Raw genomic sequence first — 24,265 nt, 5'->3', positions numbered from 1 at the left:
ACCTATTGAGCATTTTCTGAAACTTCTTTCCATTCTTTCCATGTTTCTAGCCTTTTGTTGTAAGCAGGTTCAATCATCATCAAAGGAAGCGATCCTAAAAACAGTCTCAATGGCGGATTTTCGGCATCTGTCAATTTTAAAATCGCATCGGCAGTTGCTTCCGGATTACCAAAAGACATATTTTTGCTGTTTTCAAGCATAGCGCTCCTTAGTGTGCTGTACGCTTCGATGGGTTTGCTGTGGCTTGCTGAAGTCGTAGCCCAGTCTGTTGCATAAGCAGCAGGTTCTATTAAGGTTGTTTTGATGCCGAACTGAGCAACTTCCTGATTTAGAGACTCGCATATTCCTTCTACAGCCCATTTTGAAGCATGATAAATACTAAGACTTGGAAACGCCATTACTCCGCCAATACTTGATACCTGTAAGATGTGTCCCGCTTTTTGGTCTCTCATAATAGGTAAAACCGCCTGAATCATCCACAGAGAACCAAATACATTGGTTTCAATTTGCTGCCTTGCCTCAGCTTCAGAAATTTCTTCTACATATCCGAAATGTCCATACCCTGCATTATTAATAAGGATATCTAATTTTCCAAAATGACTGACTACTTTTTCAACGGCTGAAAAACAATCTTGTCTATTGTCTACATCTAATGTTACTGGCAATACGGAATCACCATATTCAGATACCAGTTCTTTCAGCGTTTCAGTATTTCGTGCCGTTGCTGCTACTTTATCTCCTCGCTTCAATGCAGCTTCTGCCCATACTTTTCCAAAACCTTTTGATGCTCCTGTGATCAGCCAGATTTTTGATTCCATCTTTTTTTAATTTAAATTGTTAATGATGATACAAATTTCAGCCGATCTGTCCGGATATTTGTAGCCAAATCTCAGAATATTGTATCCAAAAACTAGCGATGAAGTTCTTTAAACATTTCAATATATTTTTCTTTGAACAGTTTTTCGGCATTTTCAGGGAAACGGAAACCATCGGGGCCCACGTAAATTTGTTTTGAATTAAAATCTTTATCCAAAATTCTTGTTTGATTGTATTTCGTTAACCACACATCGAAATGTTCGATCAGTTTTGTGGCTTCGTCCAGTAATTCAGGAGGCAAAGCATGACCATTATTGATGAGCAGATCTCTGATGTGTTGATTGGATTTTAAAATAATTTCATCTTCATAGAATCCGTCATATTCCTGTATTTTGGAATATTTGTTCTGAAAAGCGAGCTTTAAACGGTTCAGATGAATGTAAACCTGCCCCAACAATTCTACGGTATTTTTCCGCCATTCAAAATAAGCCGTATCTTTTTTGGATAATGCTTCAAATTCCCTTTTCAAAACGGAATTGTATTTTTCTGTTCTTTTGTGAAAGAAATAAGCAATTATTGCGGTGAAAAATCCTGTAACAATCGTGCTTCCAAGGATTTGTTTAAAAAATTCGGACATGATTTCAGTTTTTTGGAGTTAATGATCCTAAAATTACGATGAAAATCTGCAAAATGTCACAGGTATTTTACGGAAAAACAAAAGCGGGAAACACGATATTTTTAAGAAAAATCCTTCCGATTAGTTCGTAAAAAATAAAATTTGAAGTAATTTTGAAAAATGATGAACTTAAACCAGATTTTCACGAATCAGCGTACCGGAAACAATCCACAGACAAAGGCTTCAAGAACGGATTTTCAGAGGGATTTTGACAGAATTATTTTCTCTTCGGCTTTCCGCAGACTGCAGAATAAAACGCAGGTTTTTCCGCTTCCGGGAAGTGTTTTTGTACACAACCGTTTAACGCATTCACTGGAAGTTTCGTCCGTTGGAAGAAGTCTGGGAAGTGTAATGGGTGAGTTTATTCATGACGAATTTAAAAATGATCTTACAGAAGATTCCAAAAACTTTTACCTTCACAATTTAGGCAACGTTATTGCGGCGGCTTGTCTCTGTCATGATGTCGGAAATCCCGCTTTTGGACATTCCGGAGAAGATGCGATTGCGAGTTATTTTGAAAGAAATGAATCTGATTTAAAGCCGAAATTCAACGAAAAAGAATGGGCGGATCTGGTGAATTTTGAGGGAAATGCGAATGCAATAAGAGTTCTGGCGCAGCAACAGCAGGGAAAAGATGCGGGAGGAATTCAGCTTACCTTTTCTACTTTAGCAAGTATCGCCAAATATCCTTGTGAAGCCATTGCTAAAAAGAAAGGAATCATTCACCGTAAAAAGTTCGGATTCTTTCAGAACGAAAAAGATATTTTCCTTGAAATTGCAAAAGGCACAAATTTAATTTCAGAAAGCGAAGAACCTTATATTTTTAAGCGACATCCTTTTGTCTGGCTGGTTGAAGCAGCAGATGATATCTGTTACAATATTATCGACATGGAAGATGCGCACCGATTGGGAATAGTTTCTACCGCGGACTGCAAAAACCTGTTCTTTGAACTGGTAAAATCTGAAACCGACGATATAAAACGGGTAAAAGACAAGCTGGATTCCATAGGAAACGAAAACGAACAGATTTCTTATTTAAGAGCTAAAGTAATCAATGCATTAATCAACAAATCGATTGAGCTTTATAAAAATAACTTTAATACCATTCTGGAAGGAAATTTAGAAAAAGGTCTTCTGGATATTTATAAGTCTGAAAATAATGCTTTGCAGGATATTGAATCTTTCTCGATAGAAAAAATTTACAACCATAAAGCGGTGGTGGAAATTGAAAATGCAGGTTATAATGTAATGTACGAATTGCTGGATCATTTTATTCCCTCCATTCTCAAATCACATGATGAAAGAAAATCTTACGACAAAAAAGCGTTAAAATTACTTCCAAAACAATTTGTATACGACGATGGGACCGATTACCAGAAAGTTTTGGGTGTAATAGATTTTGTTTCAGGAATGACGGATAATTATGCAACCGATCTTTACCGTAAAATTAAAGGAATCGACATCGGAATGACGGTATAAATGTTTTTTAGATATACAAAAACGACTATCAGGATTTAAAAATCAGGAACTTCTTCAATTTAAAATTGTTGAAGTTTTTTTATGCCCTGAACTCACCGTAAATTTCTTTTTTCTCCGTGCAAATCAACTGTTCATTATCATAGCGGTAACGTTTAAATTATTTTTTATATATTTAAACAAACACAGACAAATGTTTTTCAGTTAATTAAAAATTTACACCCCATAAAAAAATCAAATTATGACATATTTAGGAATTATTGTTTTTATCGGATTGGTAACCTTATTTGCTTCTTTTTTCACAGTGAAACAGGAAACTGCGGCAATTGTAGAGCGACTCGGAAAATTTCACTCCGTCCGTCATGCAGGTTTGCAGCTTAAAATCCCTTATCTGGACAGAATCTCAAAAAGAATGAACCTCAGAATCCAGCAACTGGATGTAATGATTGATACGAAGACTCTGGATAATGTTTTTGTGAAAATGAAGATCTCCGTACAGTTTCAGGTGATCAGAACACAGGTTGCCGATGCTTTTTACAGGCTGGAAAGTCCGCACGACCAGATTACATCATATGTTTTTGATGTCGTAAGAGCCGAAGTTCCGAAATTAAAACTGGATGATGTTTTCTTAAAAAAAGATGATATTGCCATCGCTGTAAAAGCAGAACTTCAGGAAGCCATGCAGAGTTACGGATATGATATCATCAAAGCTCTGGTTACAGATATCGATCCGGATGAGCAGGTAAAACACGCCATGAACAGAATCAACGCTGCCGAAAGAGAAAAAACAGCCGCAGAATACGAATCTGAAGCCCAGAGAATAAGAATTGTAGCCGTGGCAAAAGCCGAAGCAGAATCTAAAAAACTGCAGGGACAAGGTATTGCAGACCAGAGAAGAGAAATTGCAAAAGGTCTGGAAGAGTCTGTAAGAATGCTGAACAACGTTAATATCAACTCTCACGAAGCATCTGCGCTTATTGTTGTAACGCAGCATTATGACACGCTTCATTCTGTGGGAGCAAGCAACAGAAGCAATCTTGTTTTACTGCCCAATTCGCCCACCGCAGCAAGCGGAATGCTGAATGATCTTGTGGCCGCCATGACCACTGCCAATACAGTAGGAGAAATGACCAAAGGAAATTATCCTAAACCGCCGAATGATCACGATCACAATACAAACAACAGCAGATAAAGCAAAACCTCCGGAAATTCCGGAGGTTTTATTGTTTATTTTTTAGTTTTAGATATTTGCTTTACCAAAGTGTATCTTATGGAAGATCCGTCTGCCGGAGGATTTTCTATTTTTTCTGTTTTTACTTTTAAAACATATTCATAACCCGGTTCATAAGTGAAGCCTTCGATATTGGTATAAAAATTCGTCCACGAATCTGAAGCGTTTTCTTTTACCTGAAGACATTTCATGGGTGCAACTCCGGTGCAGTCTGCGGTTTCAGGACCTACAATAAATGTCTTTTCGTTCGCAGCAGCAACGTTGGAAGAAGTTGTACACTGCGTAAGAATCATAACAAAAATTGCCGAAAACGTTACTTTTAAAAATGTTGTGAAATTTTTCATAAATAAAATTTTAGGACAGGGTTGCAATTACTGTGCCGTGAAATGATCTTAAAATTTACTTTTCAGCAGGTTTTTTATCTGAAACTCCCCAAAATTTCTGTCTCCCGATCAACAGTTCAAAAAAAAGCCTGAAATCTGAGATCAGCGACCAAACCGGATATTTGAAGGTTGCAGGTTTATTTTTTTCAATTACAGCATGGCTGAACCACGCGAATCCGTACCCGAAGATCGGGACGTACCAGAGAAACCGTTCTTTTCCGGAGCTGATAACATATCCTATCACAAAAAAGACAAGCAGGGTTCCCAGAAAATGAAAGATTCTTGTCCCTGTTTTACTGTGTTCCGTAAGATAAAACCGGTAAAATTCTTTGAAGGTTTTAATTCTTTCAGACATAATTATTAGTAATTTAAAGTTCCAATCATAAACGTCTTAGAAGCATTCAATGCCCGTGAATTTTTAGTCAGTTCCTTTATTACACCTTCATTCTTAATGTAATTGGAATGAATAAAATAAGTGTCTTTGTTTTCGCGGGTAATGTAACCCGTATGAAAATCCAGTCCTACAATATATACCTGATTTTTATTTTTTCCTAAAATATAATGCTCCAGATCCTGTCTTTTGCTGAAATATTTTATATCCTTACAGAGCTTTTTTATCATTACGGAAGAAGCCTGCTGCGCGAGATACGTTCTGTTGATATCAAAACCGTAATCCGATAAAGTATTCGTTACAAAATATCCGCAGGCAATACTTCCCTTCTTCGGCTCTCTGGAAGTTCCTGCAAAAGACCATGGTGTTTTTGCCCAGTATTGAGGAACATCATTATTGATAAATTTAAAAAAATACTGCTTTTTCTCTGCTTTTGTTTTTTGATGAATTGCTGTTAAATATTCTTTATAACTCTGTTTTATTTCTGTACGTTTATCAGCCGAATTGATTTCCTGCTCAGATGTCTTTTTACATCCCGCTAATAACAGAAGCGAAAAAACAAGCAGGTATTTCATCATACAATTAAGCTTTTCCGAGTTTGCTGTTTCTGTATCCGTAGCAGAAATAGATTACTAAACCTACAGCAAACCACAGTCCAAACCAGAACCAGTTGTCATGGCTCATTCCGGTAAGAAGATACAAACAAGAGCTTAATCCGATTAACGGGATCAGAGATAGATTTTTAACAAACGTCAATACAAAAAGCAGTAAATTAACCAGAATAAAGAAGAAAATAGAAGCTCTGAATTCACCTTCTTTAGGATCTTTCCAGTCCATTAAATTATGGAAAAAATCAGGCTGCCAGAAATAGAAAACCACTAATCCTCCGATGAAAATAACAGGGAAAATAAGCTTTCCGTTGATGTAAGGTAAATGAAATCTTCCTTTGATCTTTTCTTTTGCCGGAAGCATTAAAACTCCTGCACAAACCAAAACAAACGCGAAAATAGTTCCGATACTTGTAAAATCGAGGATGAAAGATTTATCGGTAAATAAAATCGGAATTCCGACAACAATTCCTGTAACCAAGGTTGCAAACGATGGTGTTTTATATTTTGGATGTACCGTCTGAAATTTCTGTGGCATCAGTCCGTCACGGCTCATGGCGTACCAGATTCTCGGCTGTCCCATTTGGAACACCAAAAGAACGGTTGTAATGGCTACAATCGCTACAAACGACACAACAAGTTCCATCCATGCAACATTGGCGTTTCCTTTTTCAAAAATAAAGGAAAGCGGATCTCCAACGCCGTCAAATTTTCTGTAATCCACCATTCCGGTAAGAACCAGCGTTAAAGCAATATAAATAAATGTACACAATACCAAAGAAATGATCATTCCCTTCGGAAGTGTTTTCTGAGGATCTTTTGTTTCTTCCGAAAGCACACTTAAGGCATCAAACCCGATATAAGCGAAGAAAACTCCCGAAACCGCACTCATTACCCCCGCAAAACCATTCGGCATGAAAGAAGTAACCTGAGTTTCCGGATTTAAAGGCGTCCAGTTATCTGTATTGATGTAAGCAAATCCCACTAAAATCACTAAAACAATCACCGCTAATTTCAGGATTACCAAAGCGTTATTGAAGTTTTTACTTTCCTTAACTCCTACATAACACAGCCATGTAATCAATCCGTTGATGACCAAAGCCGGAACATCAACGATGAATTTTAAACTTCCTATTAACGGAGCATTCGTCCATGCATTAATCAGTTCTTTGTTTTCGGAGCCGCTCATAAAAGCTTTTTTAGCTTCGGTATAACTGCACGTAAGATAGTCGGGAATATGCATTCCTAAACGGTGCAGGAAACTTGTAAAATAATCCGACCACGAAAAGGCAACATAGATATTCCCGAAAGAATATTCCATAATCAGCGCCCAACCGATGATCCATGCTATTAATTCCCCGAAACTTGCATACGCATAAGTATACGCGGAACCCGCAGTCGGGATTCTGCTCGCAAATTCTGCATAGCAAAGTGCAGTAAAACCGCACGCAAAACCACAAATCAAATATAATAAGATCACACCGGGGCCTCCTCTGAAGACGGCTTCGCCGAGACTGCTGAAACTTCCGGCTCCGATAATGGCGGCAATACCAAAAAATACGATGTCCCAAACACCCAAAACCCTCAATAAACTCGTAGATGTGTCTGTCTCTGAATAGATTTTTCTTCTAAAAAGTTGATTCATTCAATTCTATATTTGATTCGAAAAAAGCAAATGTAATTATTTCTCTGAAATAATTTTTATTTTCTTAAGGTTTCTTATTAAAAAGTTAAGAAGTCTTAAAAAAATATTCAGTTACTAACAATGTGTTAAAACGCTTGTTTATACAATATCTTTTCAATATTTTCGTTGATAAATTGTGGATAAAAATTCCCGTAATTTTAAATATCTGAACCTGGTTTTCAGGCTTCTTCATGTTAAAATTTAAAATTAATGAAATCGAAAAAAATACTTTTAGCGGCTGCTGTAATGTATTTCGGGATCTCCGATGCGCAACAGTCTCAGTACTTTACCCAAAAAGAAAACTACAGATTCAATCTCGCTGAAAATCTTTATCAGACCAAAATATACAACGCTTCACAATACGAATACGCCAGACAATATTTCTACAATCAGCATTTGTCACGTTCGAGAAAAGAAGCTGCGCAGTTTTTTGATAACGTGATCGGCGTCATTCTTCAGAAAAATCATGCGGAAGAAGGATTAACCGCTTTTATGAAAGAATATCCGAACTCTGCGTATTTTGCACAGGCAAATTTACCGTTGGCTGATTATTATTTGGCTAAAAAAGATTTCGCCAAAGCTCTGGAAACTCTGAAAAAAGTAAACCAATATCAGCTTTCAAAAGAAGAAAATACACAGTACATTCTGAAACTGGGCTATGCCAAATTCATGATGGGCGATTCCAAAGGCGCAACAGATGCACTGGAAGAAGCTTATAAAACGGCAGATCAGTCTCAAAGAGGCGATATTGCTTATATGTTGGGACATTTATATTATTCCAACAGACAGAATGATAAAGCGTTCCGTTATTTTGATTCTATTAAAGAAGAACCGAAATATTCTAAACTGGTGCGTCCTTACTATGTTCAGATGTACTACAATGATAAAGATTATGATAAAGCGATCTCCGAAGGAACTGCTTTACTGAATGAAGATATTTCAGATTCCTATAAAGCGGAAGTTCATAAGATCATCGGTGAAAGTTATTTCATGAAAGACGATTACACTTCGGCGTACCCGCATTTGAAAGATTATCTGAGCGTTCAGCAAAATCCGTCTGAAAATGATCTTTACGAGATGGGATTTGTAGCGGCTCAGCTTAAAAAATATGACGAAGCAGTTTCTTATTACAATCAATTACTGAACAGCAATTCTGCATTGGCTCAGAATGCTTATTATCAGCTTGGAAATGCTTATCTGGCGGTTGGTAAAAAACAGGAAGCACTTTCTGCTTTCCGTTCTGCGTATCAGATGAATTATGATAAGAATGTGAAAAAGCTTGCGCATGAACAGTACGCCAAATTAAGCTACGACATCGGAAATCCGTTTGAAAGTGCTTCGACGGTAATCCAGAATTATATTAATGAAAACCAAAACGGAACCAATGCTTCAGAAATGAGATCACTTTTGGTGAAATCCTATTTATATTCCGGAAATTATAAGGAAACCCTGAATGCGATTGACCGTTTACAGAGCTCAACGCAGGAAATCAATAAGATCGATCAGGAAGTTTCTTATCTTTTGGGAACTGAAGAATTCAACAAAGGAAATTATGATGAAGCGGAAAATTATTTCTTAAGAAGTTTAGGATTTAACATCAATAAAGAATTCAACAACAGAGCATTATACTGGTTAGGACAGGTGTATTATCAGAAAGGAAATTATCCTTCCGCAATCGCCCGTTATGAAAAATTACTGGGCGAAAATTTTCCTGAAAAACAACAATTATCTTATGATTTAGGCTATGCTTATTTCAAATCTAAAAAATTCGATCAGGCGGAAACGTATTTCAAGCAATATTTAGCAAACCCGAAACCTGAGTTTAAAAATGATGCAGAACTTCGTTTGGCAGATATTAATTACGCAAACAATAACCTGAACGAAGCGATTGCCATTTATGATAAAAATGAAGACGCCACAGATTATACACTGTATCAGAAAGCAATGGCTTTAGGATTTAAAGGTGATACTCAGGCGAAAATTACCAACCTGAAAAACCTTTTATCCAAATATCCGGATTCTGATTATTATGATGATGCACAATACGAAATCGGGACAGCTTACGCAGCGCAGGACGATTTCAGTAATTCAAATGATTACTTTAATAAAGTGATTAAAACTTCGTCTGATAAAGATTTGGTTGCCAATGCATCGATTTACAGAGCACAAAACTACATTGACCAGAACCAAAATGATAAGGCTTTGTCTGAACTGAGATCTCTTGGAGAACAGTATAAAAATACGGCGTATGCTGAAAAAATCGTTCAGGCTGCAAAACCAATCTTTACAAAGAACGGGGATGTTTCCGGTTACGAAACTTTCGCAAGAAATTTAGGAGTTAATATTGATGCTTCAGAAATTGATGAAATTAATCTTTCGACAGCGAAACAGTATTTCACGAAGAAAGATTACAAAAATGCGATTTCTTACTACGAAAAATATTTAACGCAGAATCCGACCGGAGAAGGGCTTTATCAGGCAAAATATGAGCTTGGTGAAAGTTATTATCAGATCAAAGATACTACAAAAGCACTGTTGGTTTTACAGGAAGTTGCCAATGTTCAGAACGATTATCAGGATGATGCACAAACCCGTTTAGCGCAAATCTATGTCAATCAGGGGAATACAGCTGAAGCTAAAAAATATCTTGAAAATATTAAAAACTCATCAGACGTTAACATTAAAAATTACGCCAATGTTGAACTGATGAAAGTTTATGCCGATGAAAAGAACTTCTCTCAGGCCGAAAAATTAGCCGATGCGGTGATTGCCAACAATAAAAACTCTGCGGCGGTTATTGAGACGGCAAAAGTAATTAAGGCAAGAAGTCTGATGAATTCAGGAAAAGACAAAGACGCACAGTCGGCTTACGCTTCTCTTGAAAAATCATCAAACACCTCAGTTGCCGCAGAATCTCTCTACGCGAAAGCTTATTATCAAAACAAAGGAAAAGCGTTTAAGTCCTCTAATGAAACGATCTTTAAATTAGCCAATAATTATGCTTCCGAAGAATATTGGGGGGCAAAAGCGCTTGTTCTGATGGCGAAAAACTATGTTGGTCTGAAAGACAATTATCAGGCAAGTTATACTTGTGATCAGATCATTGAGAACTACAAGGATTTCCCTGAGATTGTTGCAGAAGCGAAGGAAGTTAAAAAGCAGATTAAAAAGTAAAAATATATTTAATGTATCAATTTATCAATGTAACAGTTTACCAATCAAACTATACATTGCCAGATTGTTGCATTGATAAATTGGTACATTATTAATACAAAAAGTAATGAATAAAAGAATTCAATTATTATCCATCATATTTTTAGGGGTTTCGTCGGTAGCGTTTTCCCAGATCAAAGAAGAAAAACTGATTCTCAATAAAAAAAGAGAACCGGAAGTAAAGAAGATCGAAAAAAAGAAAACTTCGGTAGAAACCATTAAAAATTATCCGCCGGAAGAAAAATCTCAGAATCCAGTACAATACAACATTACAGATGTTCCTGCGGTTTCGGATTTTAAAACATCAACCATTCAGGGAGCAGATGTGACCCCGAAATTCGAAGGTTCGGCTCAGAATAACTATATCCAGTTCGGAATGGGAAATTTCGGTAAAATTCTGGGCGATGCAAACATTTCGAAAACGCTGGAAAATAAAATTGAGGTTGGAGTGGATGCTCATTTTCTCTCTACACAAGGTTTAAAAAAGGAATACGACTGGGATTCTAAGCAGAGTTCAACCACTTTAGGAGCTTTTCTGAATTCTTACGGAGATAAAGGAAAATTCAATCTGAATGCAGAATATGGTTTAAACAGCTATAACTATTATGGGATTTATGCCCTGACTCCGAGCAATGATGTTGACCTGGATCAGAGAGTCAATCAGTTTAAAGTAAATGGTTATTATGACTTTTATTCGAACGAAATTCTGAATGATGTGAGGGTGAAATCTTCATTTTTAAAAGATCATTTTGATGCTCAGGAAAATCAGGCTTCCGTTTTGGCTAACTTTTCGAAACATGGGGTTGAAATCGGCAAATCAGGTATCAGCTTAAATGCTGATTTAGGCGTTGGTCTGGAAACGGTAAAAACTGAATTTTCAATCAGAGATAAAAATTCGTCCAACTTTTTTAATACAAATTTGAGTCCGAAAGTTACTTTCAGAAAAGGGGATTCTTACCTGAAATTAGGATCTCAGTTCGCGTTTCTGAATGGTAAAAACCAGAATGATCTGATGGCTGAGCAAATGAAAAACAATAAAACCTATTGGTTTCCGGAAGCGGAATTTCAGGTTGCTGCCGCACAGGAGTTTAAATTTTACGGAGGAGTTGACGGAGGTTTAAAGCTGAATACCTATTCGGATTTACTGCAGCAGAATCCTTTCATCGTTTCTGACCAGTATTTAAGACCAACTGAAACAAAATATCATTTTTATGTAGGTTTAAGAGGAGATATTGATGAAACTTTTAAGTATGATGTTTCTGCAGGATATGGAAAAATGAGAGACATTATGTTCTTTAAAGCAAATGATCTTTTTGACACGAATTTTACCCTGAACCGTTCTGCCTATAACTTCGCAAATACTTTTTCTGCGGTGTATGATGACGGAAATGTAGGAGACATCAAAGGTAGTTTACAGTATTTTCCTCTGGCAAATTTAGTATTGGACGGAGAAGTAAAATTTACCAAGTTTGATCTTAAAAACTACGAAAATATCTACAATGTACCTTTGGTTACGGCAACAATCGGAGCAAAATATACGATGTTGGATCAAAAATTATTATTAGGTTTTAAAGGGATTTTTGCCAGCGACAGAACAACGAATTCATTTATGATTCAAGGAGTTGAAAGTCCTCTATTCTATCAGTCTACAGAGAATACCAACGATAAAGTGGGAGGTTATGCAGATTTAAATTTGTCTGCAGAGTATAAAATTCACAAAAATTTCAGTATTTTCGCGCTTGGAAACAATCTTCTGAGCTCAAAATATCAGACGTACCAAGGCTATAAAGTTCTGGGTGCACAGATTTTGGGAGGCGTGAAGATTACGTTTTAGAGTGAGAGAGTTTGAGAATTTAAGCGTCTTAGCGTTTAGTTTAACTCTAAAACTCTCAAACTTTGCGACTCAATACGGCTGCATAGTTTAATGGATAGAACTTCGGATTTCGGCTCCGACAGTGAGGGTTCGAATCCTTCTGCGGTCACTTTTAAGGACAGACATTTGATGTTTGTCCTTTTTTATTGATCTTAATTGAAGTTGATTTTATTTCTTTGATATAAGTCATTAATTTTTTTTAAAATTTATTATCTGGATTTATTCTAAATTAATATATTTGCATCATGAATATGATTGTTCCTTTCAAAGTAGCTCCATTGGCTCCTGCTTTTTCAATGAATACCGAAGAAATGTACTGCGGCGATAAGAAATCATGCTGCAAAAAATTTAAAAAGGGAAAAAGATGTAAAAAGTGTCCGGGAAGAAAGAAAATGGCTTAATTAAAGCTTTTCAGCAGGAAATAGACCGCCAGAATTAATAAAAGTATCCCGATAATAATTCTCGCAATTTTTGGCTGTCCATGAGGATTTGCAACAGTTCTTGGCTGTGACTTAAATAATTCCTCTGCCTTATCTTTAAATTTTTCCGAATTGTTTTCGAAAACTTCGGTAATAGTAATTCCCTGAACGGCTGTTTTGTGCAGTAGTGAATTCGTAGCGTGAAGCAAAATCTGGAATTTACCGTCTTTAAATTCCGTTATTTTAAAAACTCTTTCTCCATAAGATTTTTCCAGTCCGAAAGGTAACACTTTCACCACATCGGCATTTTGAGTCTGCCAATTAATGATGATCTCCTCCCCTTTTTTCGCATGAATTTTGTTTGCCGTAAAAGTTTTAATAGAAGGCGGAATATTGTACCTGAAGCTTTTCTGATGACTTTCTAAATTCTGATCGTAAGAATGTCTTCTGCTTTTGTCGCTCAATGTTTCGTAAGCTTCCTGAATTTCACGGAACCGGTCTGCGAAAAAATCATCGTTATCATTTTTGTCAGGGTGATATTTTAAAGATAATTTTCTATACGCTTTTTTGATGTCTTCTTCCGAAGCATCGTGAGAAATCCCGAGAAAATAGTAGTAATCTTTCATTAAGCTATGCAAAAATAAGGATTTTATTTTCTTTTTTAAACGCAAATGGCACGAATAATTTCACAAAGATCTCGAATAATTTTGTGTTATGCTTTTCAATTCTTTTCTTTTAAAACAAAGTTTACACAGATCTTTTTTAGAAACTATTGAGAATACTTTTCGTTCACAAAGGCATTTCACTCAGCAAAGGGTAAAGATATTAATGCTTTTTAATGCTGAAAACATCTCAAGATTGCTTGTTTAAATCTTTTTAATGTTTCGGTTCAGGCGGCTTTGCCGCCTGAACCGAAACCCTATTTTCTGAGATCGCTTCTTTGCTCATCATAATGACTGTAAAAAATTCCGGCTCGGGAAGCTTCGCTTCCCGAGCCGGAATTAAACAATTTCAATTGAGTTACTTTTATTATGCTTCTGCGACGTTTTCTTTTCTTTCGAAACCTCTGTGGCGGCATCTTGAAGCGAATTCTTTTTTAAACTTTCCTTTCAGCTCCCGATATTGCTCGTCGTTCATTTCTCTGATTTTATCTGCCAATCCGAAAGGAGATTTTTCTTTGATTCCGTATTCCTCAAAAATACCCTTTACAAATCTTTTTCTCTGCGCTGCTTTTTTAACAACTGCTGCAACTCCTACTACGGCTAAAGCAGCTAAAGCGCCTTTTAATACTGAATTTTTCATTTTTTCAAAATTTTAAATTTTACTACTTCTTGTTTTTTTATATAGACGAATAAATTTCCATTTTACTTTACTACTTCTAAAATTTTCACTATTCGTTTGTTCTGTTGTGCCTGTTGAAAAAACCTGCTGAACATTTGTCTCTCCACACTTCTTTGAATTTCTCTCTTTCTTCGGGAGTAAGGTTCATCATTTTTTCTCTCATCTTCTTTTCTTTAAAATCCCTCATTCCTTTTCCGAAATGAAATCCTCCGAAAAGAATTTTACTTAAAATCAGAATTCCCATAGCCTGCCAGAACGTGATTGATTTTACCCCTAAAATTTCAGGAAGAAGGCAGTTCCAGAGCGCCATTACGATCCATGTAACGCCTAAAAAAATCAATGGTGGACAAAGAATCAGGAAAATCCAGCCTTTTTTATGTTTATGATTCATATCTTTTTATTTACTAACTGTTTAAATCTTCGTATAATTTTTTCAATCGGTTTCTTAAATGTTTTACGGCGTAATTTTTACGGCTGATAATCGTTTTAATGTTTTCGCCATGCTCATCCGCAATTTCCTGAAGGGTTTTGTCGTTGAGTTCGTTTTCCACGTAGACCAGTCTTTGCTTTTCCGGAAGTTCATCCAGAGCTTCGAAAAGTTTTTTCCAGATCTCATCCTGAAACATTTTAATTTCGGGACCTGCGCTTTCATCCATGAGCAGAATATCTTTGATGGAAAAATCGCCGTCTTCATCTTCGTACACGAAATCTTCAAGATTCTCGGTTTTCTTCTTGCGGTATTTGTCCGTGATTTTATTTGCCGTTACTCTGTACAGCCAACCGCCAACATTCACAATCTCGGAAAGATTGGTAAGACTACTGAACTGATACCACACTTCCTGCAGAATATCTTCCGCATCCTCCGTATTTTTCACTTTCGGACGAATGTACGACATCAGCTTTCCTCCGTACTTTGAAACGGTCTGTGAGATGATATTTTCCTTCTCCTTCTGTGGCATTGTTATTTTTTCGACAATCTCCATATTGCTATGACGATTGAAAATTTTGTTTTACTTTAATAAATTTAAAATAATTTTTAAGAAATTAAGATTTTCTTTTATTCATCAGAATTTTAAAACACGAATAACACCAATATTTTTTTCGTTTGTAACACAAATCCATTTATTATGTTTAATTTTTAATGATGAAATTTTTGAAAGATATATATCCCGTTTATATTTAAACAAAAAAAACGGAAAGCTGAGCCTTCCGTTTCTATTTTAAATGATATGTTTTTAATTCAGATAAATTCCAAAGTACCAAGTCCAAAGAATTAAAATAATCTGCATCGGAATTCTTTCTTTATACAGATAATTCATTCCGGGACCAGTGAAATCTGCTTTAAAAATATTGATCTTTTTTCGGGATGAATTAATATTGGCAATGAATACCAAAACGTAAAAAACAATCAACAAAACGGCAGTCAGTTCACGAATGGAAGGAATCATCAATCCGATTCCGGCTGCAACTTCAATAATACCTGTAAAATAAACCCAAAATAGTTTTGCAGGGATAAAATCCGGAATCATCATTGCCATTCCTTTCTGGAACTTAAAATGAGAAAATCCTGTAAATATAATGAAAACAGCCATTCCCAAATTTCCTGAAAACAAAAAATTCCAGTCGCCCTGAAAAATTTTGGTTGCTACTAAAGCCAAAATGAATGTTGTAAAAAGAATGGTAAGTAATTTCATAAGATTTCTTTTTGTTTCCCGCAGATACTTTTATCAACTATAAATATAGCTTAAAATAAGTGCAAAATCGTGGAAAATAATTATTTTTCAGCAAGTTCTTTTACAATTTGCAGACCTTTAGTAAAGCCTGTATTCATATGCTCTTCCCAATCTTTTTCAGTCTGAACTTCGGCATGAAGTTTTGTTTTGCCATCAAAATCGATTAAAAAATATTTTTCAAAGCAGCCGCTCCACTGTTTCACCTCCATGCTTTCTGTGTCTTCGTTACCTGCTTCATCTCGCATTCCCAAATGTTTAAAAACAATCTGATCCGGCTTTTCCAGACTGTCTATTGTAGAAACCATTCCTGCTCCTTCTGCATTTGTAAAATAGGTTTTCCCGTTTACTTTCCAGTCAGATTTCATGAAAGAAGCAGACTTCGGATTAAAAAATTTTGTCCACTCACTGTATGTATTTTCATTCCACAAAACGTCCCATACTTTTTCTTTGGGAGCGTTGATGATGATTTCGTAAGATAAAGTTTCCATATTGTTTTTATTAAATGTTTAGAGTTGGTTTTCGGATAAATGCTTCACATTGGAAAGGGCATCCGGAAATTTTTCTTCGAAAAAACTTTTAGACTGTTCTAAAGTCTGAATTTCTACTTTCAGATGGGTTGTATTTTCATCTTCAGTCAAAATGTATTTTTCCGTGGCTTCACCCCAGTTCTGCGGTGCTTCTACTCCATTGTAAATCTCACCGAGATGGAGAAATTTAATTTCCTGATTGGGAATTAATGTAACAATTTTACTGAACATCCCGTTGTTTTGGGGATCCAGAAATTTAATGATCTCATTTTCTTTTAAATTTCCCTGATAAAAAGAGCCTTCCGTAAATGCAGAAGTCCATTGCCTGAAAGAAAAATCGTCCCAGAGTACACTCCACACTTTTTCCGCTTCCGCATTGATCTGAATATCAAAATGTAATTTTTCCATAAAAAACTGTATAAACTAGCTGTTATTTTAATTAAGATTTTATCCTCCTACAAAGTCTCCGCCATTAATATGAATGATTTCTCCCGTTATAAAACTGGAATCTTGCGAAGCCAGAAAAACATAAGAGGGAGCAACTTCCGATGGCTGTCCTGCTCTTTTTAACGGATTGTCTTTTCCAAAAGTTGACAGATCGTCGAAAGTTTCCTTTACAAGAGGAGTCCAGATTGGACCCGGAGCAACACCGTTTACCAAAATTCCTTTCTCAGCAATATTTACCGCCAGAGAACGGATGAAAGTAGCAATCGCTCCTTTCGTAGCTGAATAATCAATTAAATGATCACTTCCCCGATATGCTGTAACAGATGTGGTACAGATAATTCTCCCCCCTCTTTTCATTAATGATAAAAAATCTCTGGTGAAAGCAATCATAGAAACAATATTGGTATCAAAGGTTTTCCGGATCTGATCGTCTGAAATCTTTTCAATATTATTTTTAGGAAACTGAATTCCCGCATTGTTTACAAGAATATCCACTGTTTTCCAGTCTTTTTTGATCTTCTCCAGACATTTTGTTCTGAAAGCTTTTTTTGAAACATCCCCTTTCAGCAAAATACATTTTCGCTCTTCTTTTTCTACGAGTTTTTGCGTTTCTTTCGCATCCTTGTCACTTTCTTTATAAATAACTGCAACATCGGCTCCTTCTCTCGCAAAATGAACCGCAATTGCCTGTCCTATTCCACTGTCTCCTCCGGAAATTAACGCTTTTTTATTTTGAAGTTTTTTGCTTCCCAAATAGTTTTTACGTATAATTTCGGGATAAAGTTCGTCTTTAGGGACTTTAGATTTTGAACCTGACTTGTTCTGTGTCTTCATAAGCAAATCTTTTATGAATAACCATCAAACAGCAAGCCGAAAAGAAAAAGCAGGAAGTTCTGAAAGGTTAAAATTATTTCAGTCCTTATTTTCCTTCTTTTGGTCAAATTAAGAATGATAAGCGTCTTCGAGATCCTGAATGACAATTTTCTGCATTCCCATCATTGCCTGAAACACTTTCTGCCCTTTTAATGGATCTGATCCGTTCATCAGCTCAAGTAACTTTTTGGGAACAATCTGCCAACTGAAACCAAATTTATCTTTCAGCCAGCCGCACATACTTTCCCTTCCTCCGTCACTCGTTAAGGCATTCCAGTAATGATCGGTTTGTTCCTGATCATCAGTCATTACAACCATTGAAATCCCTTCATTGAAATCGAACTGATGATCGTAAGAATTGTCCATGCAGAAGAAACTATAGCCATCAATTTCAAAATGGGCATGCTGAATATTTTCAGCAGGTTCGGGAGCAGGATGACCTTCGCTTCCATCACCGTATCTTAAAATATTTCCGATTTTAGAATTCGGGAAAACTTTAGTGTACAATTCCATCGCTTCTATTGCTTTACCATTATTTTCATGGATAAACATCAAAGTAGGAATAATCTTTTGGTCGCTTTGTTTTTCGCCTAAAAATATTTGCCAGGTTACGTCATATTTATCTTTCAGCCATCCATATTTTTTGCTCCAGGAATAAGAATCCAAAGGCATTAAAGCCGTTCCGCCTTCCAATAACTGATCCCAGTATCGTTGTACCTCATCTTCCGTTTCGCAAATGACCATAAAAGAAACCGAAGCATTTTTCCTGAAATGCGGACCGCCGTTCAGGAGCATCATTTTCTGACCAAAAAGTTCGATGTTAATCACCATTGGAGTATCTGTGGTAATTTTTCCGTCAAATATTTTGCAGTAAAAGTCTGCAGATTCTTTCGCGTCTCCGTCGTACCAAAGACACGGGAAAATATTTTTGTTCATAATTTTAAATTTATTTTTTTTGTCTTAAACACGAGTAGCTGCAAATATTTTTCACGAACAATCATGAATGGTTCGACAGAATCTGCATTGCCGATGAAGCATTTAATCAAAATTTATAATGAAAATGTAAGCAGATATTGGTGCAGTTTGTGTTCGATATCAATTTTTAAAGGAAACATTGTTTTCCTGCATATAGGCTTTGAGTTTGTGCATTGCATTTTTTCCGAAACCGTGAAGCTGCATAATTTCTTTTTCAGAATAATCTGAAAGTTTTTCCAGAGAATCGATTTTTTCTTTCGCCAAAGCTCTTCTCGCAGGTGCAGAAAGAATTCCCTGTAAAAAAGTTCCGCTCACTACATGACTCACCGCGCAAATGGAACTTAAACATTTTGCCATTATTACTAAATTGATCATGGTTCTGAAAATTAAAATCGTTCTTAATTGTTTTCTACATACTTATGAAAATTGTTCAGAATAGCGTACCATCCTTCTCTCTGCATTTCTACAGGATTTTGCGTTTCCGGATCGAAAGTGATGGTAACGCTGGTTGTATTTTCGTCGATCTTATCAAAAATGATCTCCGCTTTTCTTCCGTCTTCCATATGATATTTTATTCTTTCGTTGAGAATAACTTCATCATACGTTCCCACAAAATCGAATCCGAAACTTTTATCTTTGGCTTCCATTCTGTTTTTAAATTGTCCGCCAACCCTTAAGTCGTTTTCAGAGCTCGGACATTCCCAGGATTCGTGGGCAAAATTCCATTTTGTAATATGTTCCGGTCCGTTGTAATAATCCCAGACTTTCTGAACGGGAGCCAGAATGGTAATATCGATGTGAATTGGTTCCATAATATTATTTTTAAAGGTGTAAAAGGCAACCAAAGTTAAGTTGCCCCTTCAATATAATTCAGTTTAAAGATAAGTCTATTTTACATATTCTTCATTATAATTGATCATCCAGTGAACACCATATTTGTCCTGAAAGCTTCCGAAATAGTCTCCCCAAAATTGGTCTTCAATCGGCATTTCTATATTTCCGCCTTCAGAAAGCCCTTTAAAAAGTCTGTCGGCTTCTTCTCTGGAATCCGGAAAAACAGAAACATAATTGTTATTTCCCACATTCAGTTGTTGTCCGAAACTTGGAACGATGTCTGATGCCATCAACAAATCTCCGCCAACAGGAAGTGCAATGTGCATCACTCTGTTTTTTTCTTCTTCCGATAAATGTTCAGTTCCGGGAGCATTGCCCATTCTGTAAATTTCACCAACGAATTCTCCGCCGAAAACGGATTTGTAAAAATTGAAAGCTTCTTCCGCTTTCCCATCAAAATTTAAGTAAGGATTTAATTTAGCCATAATTTTTTTTAGATTTAAACACAAATAGCTCTAATATTTTTCACGAATAACACTAATAATATTTGTGGAATTTGTATAGATCATTTTTGTGATTAGTTTTTTTTAAACACAAATAGCTCTAATTTTTTCACGAATAACACTAATAATATTTGTGGAATTTTTGTAGAGTATTTGTGCGACTAATATTTTTAAACACAGATAGCACTAATTTTTTCACGAATACCACTAATATTATTTTTGAAATTTGTGTGATTAGTATTTTAATCAGCAAAGATTGAACAGATCGTTTGTCATTCTGACGAAGGAAGAATCTATCTTATTGATTTTTTAACCTCATACGATTGAAGAAAATTTCTTTAAAAAATGACAAAGAATATCCGCACAAATTTTATTTCACAAAAATTGATGTAAGAGTTAAATGATATGGGTTAAGGTTTTACTCTTTAGGCATTTGGGAAGGATCTGCAAACATTACATTCCAGCCATGTCCGTTGATATCCCAAAAAGAATTATGATACATCCATCCGTAATCCTGCGGTTCTTCATGTTGAGTAGCTCCATTTGCTACGGCTGCATTTACTACCTGATCTACTTCTTCACGGGTTTCTAAACTGATTGCCACCAAAACCTGCGTGGTATCGCCATTGGGTAATGGCCTCTCGGAAAAAGTCTGGAACGATTCTTCCGTTAAGAACATCACATAAATATTCTCGTTCATTACTACACAAACGGACTTGTCATTTGACATTTCTTCGTTGGTGGCGAAGCCTAAATTTGTCCAGAATTCTTTGGTTTTCTGTACATCTTTCACCGGAAGATTCACATAAATTTGATTGATTTTCATTTTGCTATTTTTTTATTGTTGAACTTGTAATCAAAAGTACCAAGTTAAAATAAAAATCAACTTGCCATAAGACAAGATTTAAATTTTCTTCGGATGGGAAACCAGTTCTTTACGAATTCTGCTCAAAGAAGTGTCTGTAACGCCTAGAAATGAGGCTATCTGCTTCAGGGGAGCAAATTGCACAACGTGAGGTTTCTGTTCTAAAAGATTGAGATAACGTTTGGTTGCGGAAAGGGTAAACATCTCTACGGAACGCTGTTTCCCGATGAAAAGCTGCTGCGACATCCAGGCTCTTCCCCATTCTCTGAGATTCGGAATTTTATGAAACAATTCCTGAAAAGTCTCAAAATCAAATTTCCAGCACTCGCAGTCTGTAATGCAGACAATATTTTCCTGAGTGGGAATTCTCTGAAACAGTGAAGAAACTTCGATGATGATTTCATTTTCAACAAAAAAGTTGATCGTTACTTCATTTCCGTTAAAATCGTTGACAAATGAGCGAGCCAGACCTTTCTCCAGAATATAATATTCGTTGGCTGTTTTTCCTTCTTCCAGAATGAAATCTCCTTTGTGAAAAAGGACTTTTTCATGCGCCTGAAATATCTCCTGAAGCTCATCATCAAGGAAAAAAGGGAAATCGTAGCAGATTTCTAAGGCTTTATTGCTCATCATGTGAATGTTTTTAAAGTTTTAAAAATAGAATTTTTATTGGAACTGATGAAGTAATTCTTACATAAAGTGATGATTTGCGGAATCATAAACTAATCACGCTCTTACTTTGAGATGCTTCAATCCACTTTGTTCTGTTAGGATAACAAATATATTTGATTATTAACAGATTTTAAAACAGAGAAAGCTGAATAGGTTTTGGATTCGAAGGTTTCTGAGCATCTCCGAAAACGGTTTTACCTCCAAAACGCCAGGAATTCTGTCTTTCTTCTTCAATTACTTCCTGAATATCAAAATCGGGAGTAAAATCTTTCTCAGTCGATTCGATAATCTGATGTAACTTGTTTAAGGTTTTTAACTTGTCTGAATTGCCAAGTTTAGATTTTTCAATTCCTGATTTTAAAATCTGTAAGCTTTCATCATAGACTTTGGTAGGAACCGGAAACGGATGACCGTCTTTTCCGCCATGCGCAAATGAAAATCTCGCCGGATCTTTAAATCTCGCCGGCGCACCGTGAATGACTTCGCTTACCAAAGCCAAAGACTGCATGGTTCTCGGACCGACACCTTCCAACATCAGCAACTCTTCAAAATTTTGCGGTTGCTGCTCTCGGGTTACATATAAAAGCGCTCCGAGACGTTTCAAATCAACATCAGAAGCCTGAACATCGTGATGATTGGGAAGAATTAGCCTTGAAAAATCGCTCATAATTTCAGCAGAATCGGTATGGGAAATTTCTAAAATTCCTTTTCTGTTCCTGGAAGCTTCCGCATCTGTAAGATTTAAAATGGTTCCTCTTGAAATTCCGTTGATTCCGGTGTGAGGTTCTTCCACAAAGGATTTTATATTTTCTGAATGCCAATGATAGCGTCTTGCGGTTCCGTCCGATTCGTGCATCCCCTGCTGAACAACGCTCCAGTTTCCGTTATCCGACAGAATAAAATTATGCAGATAGAGTTGATATCCATCCTGAATTGCGGTGTTATCTACTTTCGCCGAAAGTTTGCTGGCTTTTACAAGATCATTTCCGTTTAAACCCGTTTTATCGGCAATCTGAAGGAGTTCTGAAGGTGTTTCGCGGGAAAATTTTCCTTTTCCGCCACAAATATACAATCCTAACGACTGGGAATTCGGATTGATGGAACGCTTCAAAGCGCCCATTACGGAAGTTGTAATTCCTGAAGAATGCCAGTCCATTCCCATCACTGCGCCAAAACTCTGAAACCAGAAAGGATCTGCCAGTCGGCGGTGAACTTCGTCTTTACCATACTCCATGAGAATAACCTCAACGATAGAAAGACCGAGGATCGACATCCGTTCGTAAAGCCAGGGCGGTACTTTGCCATAGTGAAGGGGTAAATCTGCGGTTCCGGAACGTTTCATGATGTAAAGGTAAGCGGAAAGTTTTTAATTTTTAATGATTCAGGTCAGTAACTTTGCCGAAGAAGGATATATTTTCTTTTTGAATTTAATAAAAAAAGTCCTGTAAAATAAACAGGACCTGATTCAAAATTTATTACCTGAATTTTTACTTCAACGCAGCTAATGCAGCCTCATAATCCGGTTCATCTGCAATTTCTGAAACCTGCTCTGTATAAACCACTTTATTGTTTTCATCCGCTACAATGACAGCACGGCTTAAAAGACCTTTCATTGGAGAGTCTGTAATCGTTACTTCATAATCGTCTCCAAAACTGCTTCTGAAATCCGAAAGGGTTTCTACATTGTTCAGACCTTCCGCAGCGCAGAATCTTCCCAAAGCAAAAGGTAAATCTTTAGATACATTAATAACGACTGTATTTTCTAAAGCTGAAGCTTCTTCATTAAACTTTCTTGCGGATGATGCGCAAGTAGGAGTATCAATACTTGGAAAAATATTAAATACTTTCTTTTTCCCTTCGAAAGTCTCCAGAGTTTTTACATTCAGTCCTGAATCTACCAAAGCAAAGTCTTTAATTGTGCTTCCTACTGATGGTAAACTTCCTATTGTATTTACTGCGTTTCCTTTTAATGTAATACTTGACATAATTTATTTTTTTATTGTTTTTCAAATTTAACTAAAAAAGAAAAATTATCTATCCAAATAATGATTAAAAATACTTAAACAAAAAATAAAATGACACAAATCTGAAAACCATCTTTATAATCAAAAATTTATTTATATTCGCAGTCCTTAAAATTATTGACCATGAGAAAAAAAATTACTCTATTCTTATTCGGAGTTCCTTTTTTTGGTTTTGCCCAGTCTGTGATCGGGAATATGAACTCGGGAGCGGTTTCTGCGGATAACTTTACGCATTCGGTGGGAGAAATTTATGTGATTCCTACGGATCCCGACAAAGCAAATTCAGGAACAATGGGAATGTTTTACCAATCTGTTTTACAGGTTTTGGGTGTTTCAGAACTTGAAAAAGACCATGTGAAAATTTATCCCAATCCTACTGCTGATTTCATTTACGTTAAACTGAATTCAAAATCAAAAATCGAAGGTGCGGAAATTTATGATCTTTCCGGAAAACTTGTTTTTAAAACCAAGTTAGATGCTGAACAACTGGATCTCAGACCGCTTCAACAGGGAGTTTATATGATCGTTTTCAAAAACTCCGACATCAAACCTATCAAAATTATCAAAAAACCTTAAAAAACTATTTGAACATGAAAAAGCTTTACGCAACTATAGGATTATTTTTAGCAAGTTTAGTAAGCGCACAGGTTCCGCAGGCTTTCAGCTATCAGACGATTGCTTTCAATGCGGCAGGAGCTCCG

At 36.2% G+C, this 24,265-nt stretch carries 28 protein-coding genes and 1 tRNA gene; 7 read left to right on the top strand and 22 right to left on the bottom strand.

The window, feature by feature from the left end; all coding sequences use genetic code 11:
* Positions 1 to 2: 2 nt before the first annotated feature.
* Complete coding sequence (locus tag DD829_RS14540; RefSeq protein WP_108409422.1) at positions 3 to 818, bottom strand: SDR family oxidoreductase; 816 nt, start codon at positions 816 to 818, stop codon at positions 3 to 5.
* 92 nt (positions 819 to 910) lie between these two features.
* Positions 911 to 1,453, bottom strand: a complete 543-nt coding sequence (locus DD829_RS14535; protein ID WP_108409423.1) for a hypothetical protein — start codon at positions 1,451 to 1,453, stop codon at positions 911 to 913.
* 162 nt (positions 1,454 to 1,615) lie between these two features.
* Between DD829_RS14535 and DD829_RS14530 the strand changes: the two genes are divergently transcribed.
* Together DD829_RS14530 and DD829_RS14525 are read left to right on the top strand one after the other, a co-directional pair.
* Complete coding sequence (locus DD829_RS14530; protein WP_108409885.1) at positions 1,616 to 2,971, top strand: deoxyguanosinetriphosphate triphosphohydrolase; 1,356 nt, start codon at positions 1,616 to 1,618, stop codon at positions 2,969 to 2,971.
* Between the two features lie 238 nt (positions 2,972 to 3,209).
* Positions 3,210 to 4,160 (top strand): SPFH domain-containing protein, encoded by a 951-nt coding sequence (locus DD829_RS14525; RefSeq protein WP_076394624.1) that lies wholly within the window; start codon positions 3,210 to 3,212, stop codon positions 4,158 to 4,160.
* Between the two features lie 35 nt (positions 4,161 to 4,195).
* On the opposite strand, the gene DD829_RS14520 is transcribed toward DD829_RS14525, so the two are convergent.
* The 4 genes from DD829_RS14520 to DD829_RS14505 are packed head-to-tail and all read right to left on the bottom strand — an operon-like array spanning position 4,196 to position 7,226.
* Positions 4,196 to 4,543 carry a DUF4377 domain-containing protein gene (locus DD829_RS14520; protein ID WP_076394622.1) on the bottom strand — a complete coding sequence of 116 codons (348 nt, stop codon included), beginning with the start codon at positions 4,541 to 4,543 and terminating at the stop codon, positions 4,196 to 4,198.
* A 55-nt stretch (positions 4,544 to 4,598) separates the two neighbouring features.
* On the bottom strand, positions 4,599 to 4,937 hold the full coding sequence (locus DD829_RS14515; RefSeq protein WP_108409579.1) for a DUF962 domain-containing protein: 339 nt from the start codon (positions 4,935 to 4,937) through the stop codon (positions 4,599 to 4,601).
* A 5-nt stretch (positions 4,938 to 4,942) separates the two neighbouring features.
* On the bottom strand, positions 4,943 to 5,551 hold the full coding sequence (locus DD829_RS14510; protein ID WP_123906878.1) for a hypothetical protein: 609 nt from the start codon (positions 5,549 to 5,551) through the stop codon (positions 4,943 to 4,945).
* 4 nt (positions 5,552 to 5,555) lie between these two features.
* Positions 5,556 to 7,226, bottom strand: a complete 1,671-nt coding sequence (locus tag DD829_RS14505; protein ID WP_108409577.1) for an APC family permease — start codon at positions 7,224 to 7,226, stop codon at positions 5,556 to 5,558.
* A 249-nt stretch (positions 7,227 to 7,475) separates the two neighbouring features.
* On the opposite strand from DD829_RS14505, the gene DD829_RS14500 reads away from it, so the two are divergent.
* The 4 genes from DD829_RS14500 to DD829_RS23675 all read left to right on the top strand — a co-directional run bounded on the left by DD829_RS14500 (position 7,476) and on the right by DD829_RS23675 (position 12,752).
* The gene (locus DD829_RS14500) at positions 7,476 to 10,439 is read left to right on the top strand and encodes a tetratricopeptide repeat protein (protein WP_108409576.1); all 2,964 of its coding nucleotides are present in this window, start codon (positions 7,476 to 7,478) and stop codon (positions 10,437 to 10,439) included.
* Between the two features lie 106 nt (positions 10,440 to 10,545).
* Positions 10,546 to 12,312 carry a TonB-dependent receptor gene (locus DD829_RS14495; RefSeq protein ID WP_108411392.1) on the top strand — a complete coding sequence of 589 codons (1,767 nt, stop codon included), beginning with the start codon at positions 10,546 to 10,548 and terminating at the stop codon, positions 12,310 to 12,312.
* Positions 12,313 to 12,388: 76 nt separating this feature from the next.
* A tRNA-Arg gene (locus tag DD829_RS14490) sits at positions 12,389 to 12,460 on the top strand.
* Positions 12,461 to 12,596: 136 nt separating this feature from the next.
* Entirely contained in the window at positions 12,597 to 12,752 is a 156-nt protein-coding gene (locus DD829_RS23675; RefSeq protein WP_165796735.1) for a hypothetical protein, read from the top strand.
* Here DD829_RS23675 and DD829_RS14485 read toward each other — a convergent pair.
* The 16 genes from DD829_RS14485 to tpx all read right to left on the bottom strand — a co-directional run bounded on the left by DD829_RS14485 (position 12,749) and on the right by tpx (position 23,525).
* On the bottom strand, positions 12,749 to 13,396 hold the full coding sequence (locus tag DD829_RS14485; RefSeq protein WP_116547876.1) for a J domain-containing protein: 648 nt from the start codon (positions 13,394 to 13,396) through the stop codon (positions 12,749 to 12,751). The genes DD829_RS23675 and DD829_RS14485 overlap by 4 nt on opposite strands.
* Before the next feature lie 403 nt (positions 13,397 to 13,799).
* On the bottom strand, positions 13,800 to 14,072 hold the full coding sequence (locus DD829_RS14480; protein WP_116547875.1) for a hypothetical protein: 273 nt from the start codon (positions 14,070 to 14,072) through the stop codon (positions 13,800 to 13,802).
* Between the two features lie 88 nt (positions 14,073 to 14,160).
* Positions 14,161 to 14,502 carry a hypothetical protein gene (locus tag DD829_RS14475; RefSeq protein WP_108411098.1) on the bottom strand — a complete coding sequence of 114 codons (342 nt, stop codon included), beginning with the start codon at positions 14,500 to 14,502 and terminating at the stop codon, positions 14,161 to 14,163.
* Positions 14,503 to 14,515: 13 nt separating this feature from the next.
* A complete protein-coding gene (locus DD829_RS14470) occupies positions 14,516 to 15,070 on the bottom strand; it encodes an RNA polymerase sigma factor (RefSeq protein WP_228408211.1) in 555 nt (184 codons plus the stop codon).
* 276 nt (positions 15,071 to 15,346) lie between these two features.
* A complete protein-coding gene (locus DD829_RS14465; RefSeq protein ID WP_108410971.1) occupies positions 15,347 to 15,805 on the bottom strand; it encodes a hypothetical protein in 459 nt (152 codons plus the stop codon).
* A gap of 80 nt (positions 15,806 to 15,885) precedes the next feature.
* Positions 15,886 to 16,332, bottom strand: coding sequence for an SRPBCC family protein (locus tag DD829_RS14460; RefSeq protein WP_108410970.1), 447 nt, complete (start codon positions 16,330 to 16,332; stop codon positions 15,886 to 15,888).
* Between the two features lie 18 nt (positions 16,333 to 16,350).
* Positions 16,351 to 16,779: an ATPase gene (locus DD829_RS14455; RefSeq protein WP_108410969.1), complete on the bottom strand. Its 429-nt coding sequence runs from the start codon at positions 16,777 to 16,779 to the stop codon at positions 16,351 to 16,353.
* A 39-nt stretch (positions 16,780 to 16,818) separates the two neighbouring features.
* Positions 16,819 to 17,652 (bottom strand): SDR family oxidoreductase, encoded by an 834-nt coding sequence (locus DD829_RS14450; RefSeq protein WP_108410968.1) that lies wholly within the window; start codon positions 17,650 to 17,652, stop codon positions 16,819 to 16,821.
* Between the two features lie 108 nt (positions 17,653 to 17,760).
* Positions 17,761 to 18,627: a VOC family protein gene (locus tag DD829_RS14445; RefSeq protein WP_108410967.1), complete on the bottom strand. Its 867-nt coding sequence runs from the start codon at positions 18,625 to 18,627 to the stop codon at positions 17,761 to 17,763.
* A gap of 159 nt (positions 18,628 to 18,786) precedes the next feature.
* The gene (locus DD829_RS14440) at positions 18,787 to 19,041 is read right to left on the bottom strand and encodes a DNA-directed RNA polymerase subunit alpha C-terminal domain-containing protein (protein ID WP_108410966.1); all 255 of its coding nucleotides are present in this window, start codon (positions 19,039 to 19,041) and stop codon (positions 18,787 to 18,789) included.
* Positions 19,042 to 19,064: 23 nt separating this feature from the next.
* Positions 19,065 to 19,478: an SRPBCC family protein gene (locus DD829_RS14435; protein WP_108410965.1), complete on the bottom strand. Its 414-nt coding sequence runs from the start codon at positions 19,476 to 19,478 to the stop codon at positions 19,065 to 19,067.
* 75 nt (positions 19,479 to 19,553) lie between these two features.
* Positions 19,554 to 19,985, bottom strand: coding sequence for a VOC family protein (locus tag DD829_RS14430; protein WP_076394588.1), 432 nt, complete (start codon positions 19,983 to 19,985; stop codon positions 19,554 to 19,556).
* Between the two features lie 436 nt (positions 19,986 to 20,421).
* Positions 20,422 to 20,829, bottom strand: coding sequence for a VOC family protein (locus DD829_RS14425; protein ID WP_108410441.1), 408 nt, complete (start codon positions 20,827 to 20,829; stop codon positions 20,422 to 20,424).
* Between the two features lie 78 nt (positions 20,830 to 20,907).
* Positions 20,908 to 21,498 carry a Crp/Fnr family transcriptional regulator gene (locus DD829_RS14420; RefSeq protein ID WP_076394584.1) on the bottom strand — a complete coding sequence of 197 codons (591 nt, stop codon included), beginning with the start codon at positions 21,496 to 21,498 and terminating at the stop codon, positions 20,908 to 20,910.
* A gap of 172 nt (positions 21,499 to 21,670) precedes the next feature.
* Positions 21,671 to 22,882 (bottom strand): DUF763 domain-containing protein, encoded by a 1,212-nt coding sequence (locus tag DD829_RS14415; RefSeq protein ID WP_108410440.1) that lies wholly within the window; start codon positions 22,880 to 22,882, stop codon positions 21,671 to 21,673.
* Between the two features lie 145 nt (positions 22,883 to 23,027).
* The gene (tpx, locus tag DD829_RS14410; RefSeq protein WP_116547874.1) at positions 23,028 to 23,525 is read right to left on the bottom strand and encodes a thiol peroxidase; all 498 of its coding nucleotides are present in this window, start codon (positions 23,523 to 23,525) and stop codon (positions 23,028 to 23,030) included.
* Positions 23,526 to 23,687: 162 nt separating this feature from the next.
* Here tpx and DD829_RS14405 point away from each other — a divergent pair, with 162 nt between their 5' ends.
* Positions 23,688 to 24,140 (top strand): T9SS type A sorting domain-containing protein, encoded by a 453-nt coding sequence (locus DD829_RS14405; RefSeq protein ID WP_108408943.1) that lies wholly within the window; start codon positions 23,688 to 23,690, stop codon positions 24,138 to 24,140.
* Positions 24,141 to 24,265: the final 125 nt, after the last annotated feature.

It is taken from the genome of Chryseobacterium sp. HMWF035, from assembly GCF_003094695.1.
Lineage (GTDB): Bacteria > Bacteroidota > Bacteroidia > Flavobacteriales > Weeksellaceae > Chryseobacterium > Chryseobacterium gambrini.
This window is presented reverse-complemented; position numbering and strand designations above follow the sequence as displayed.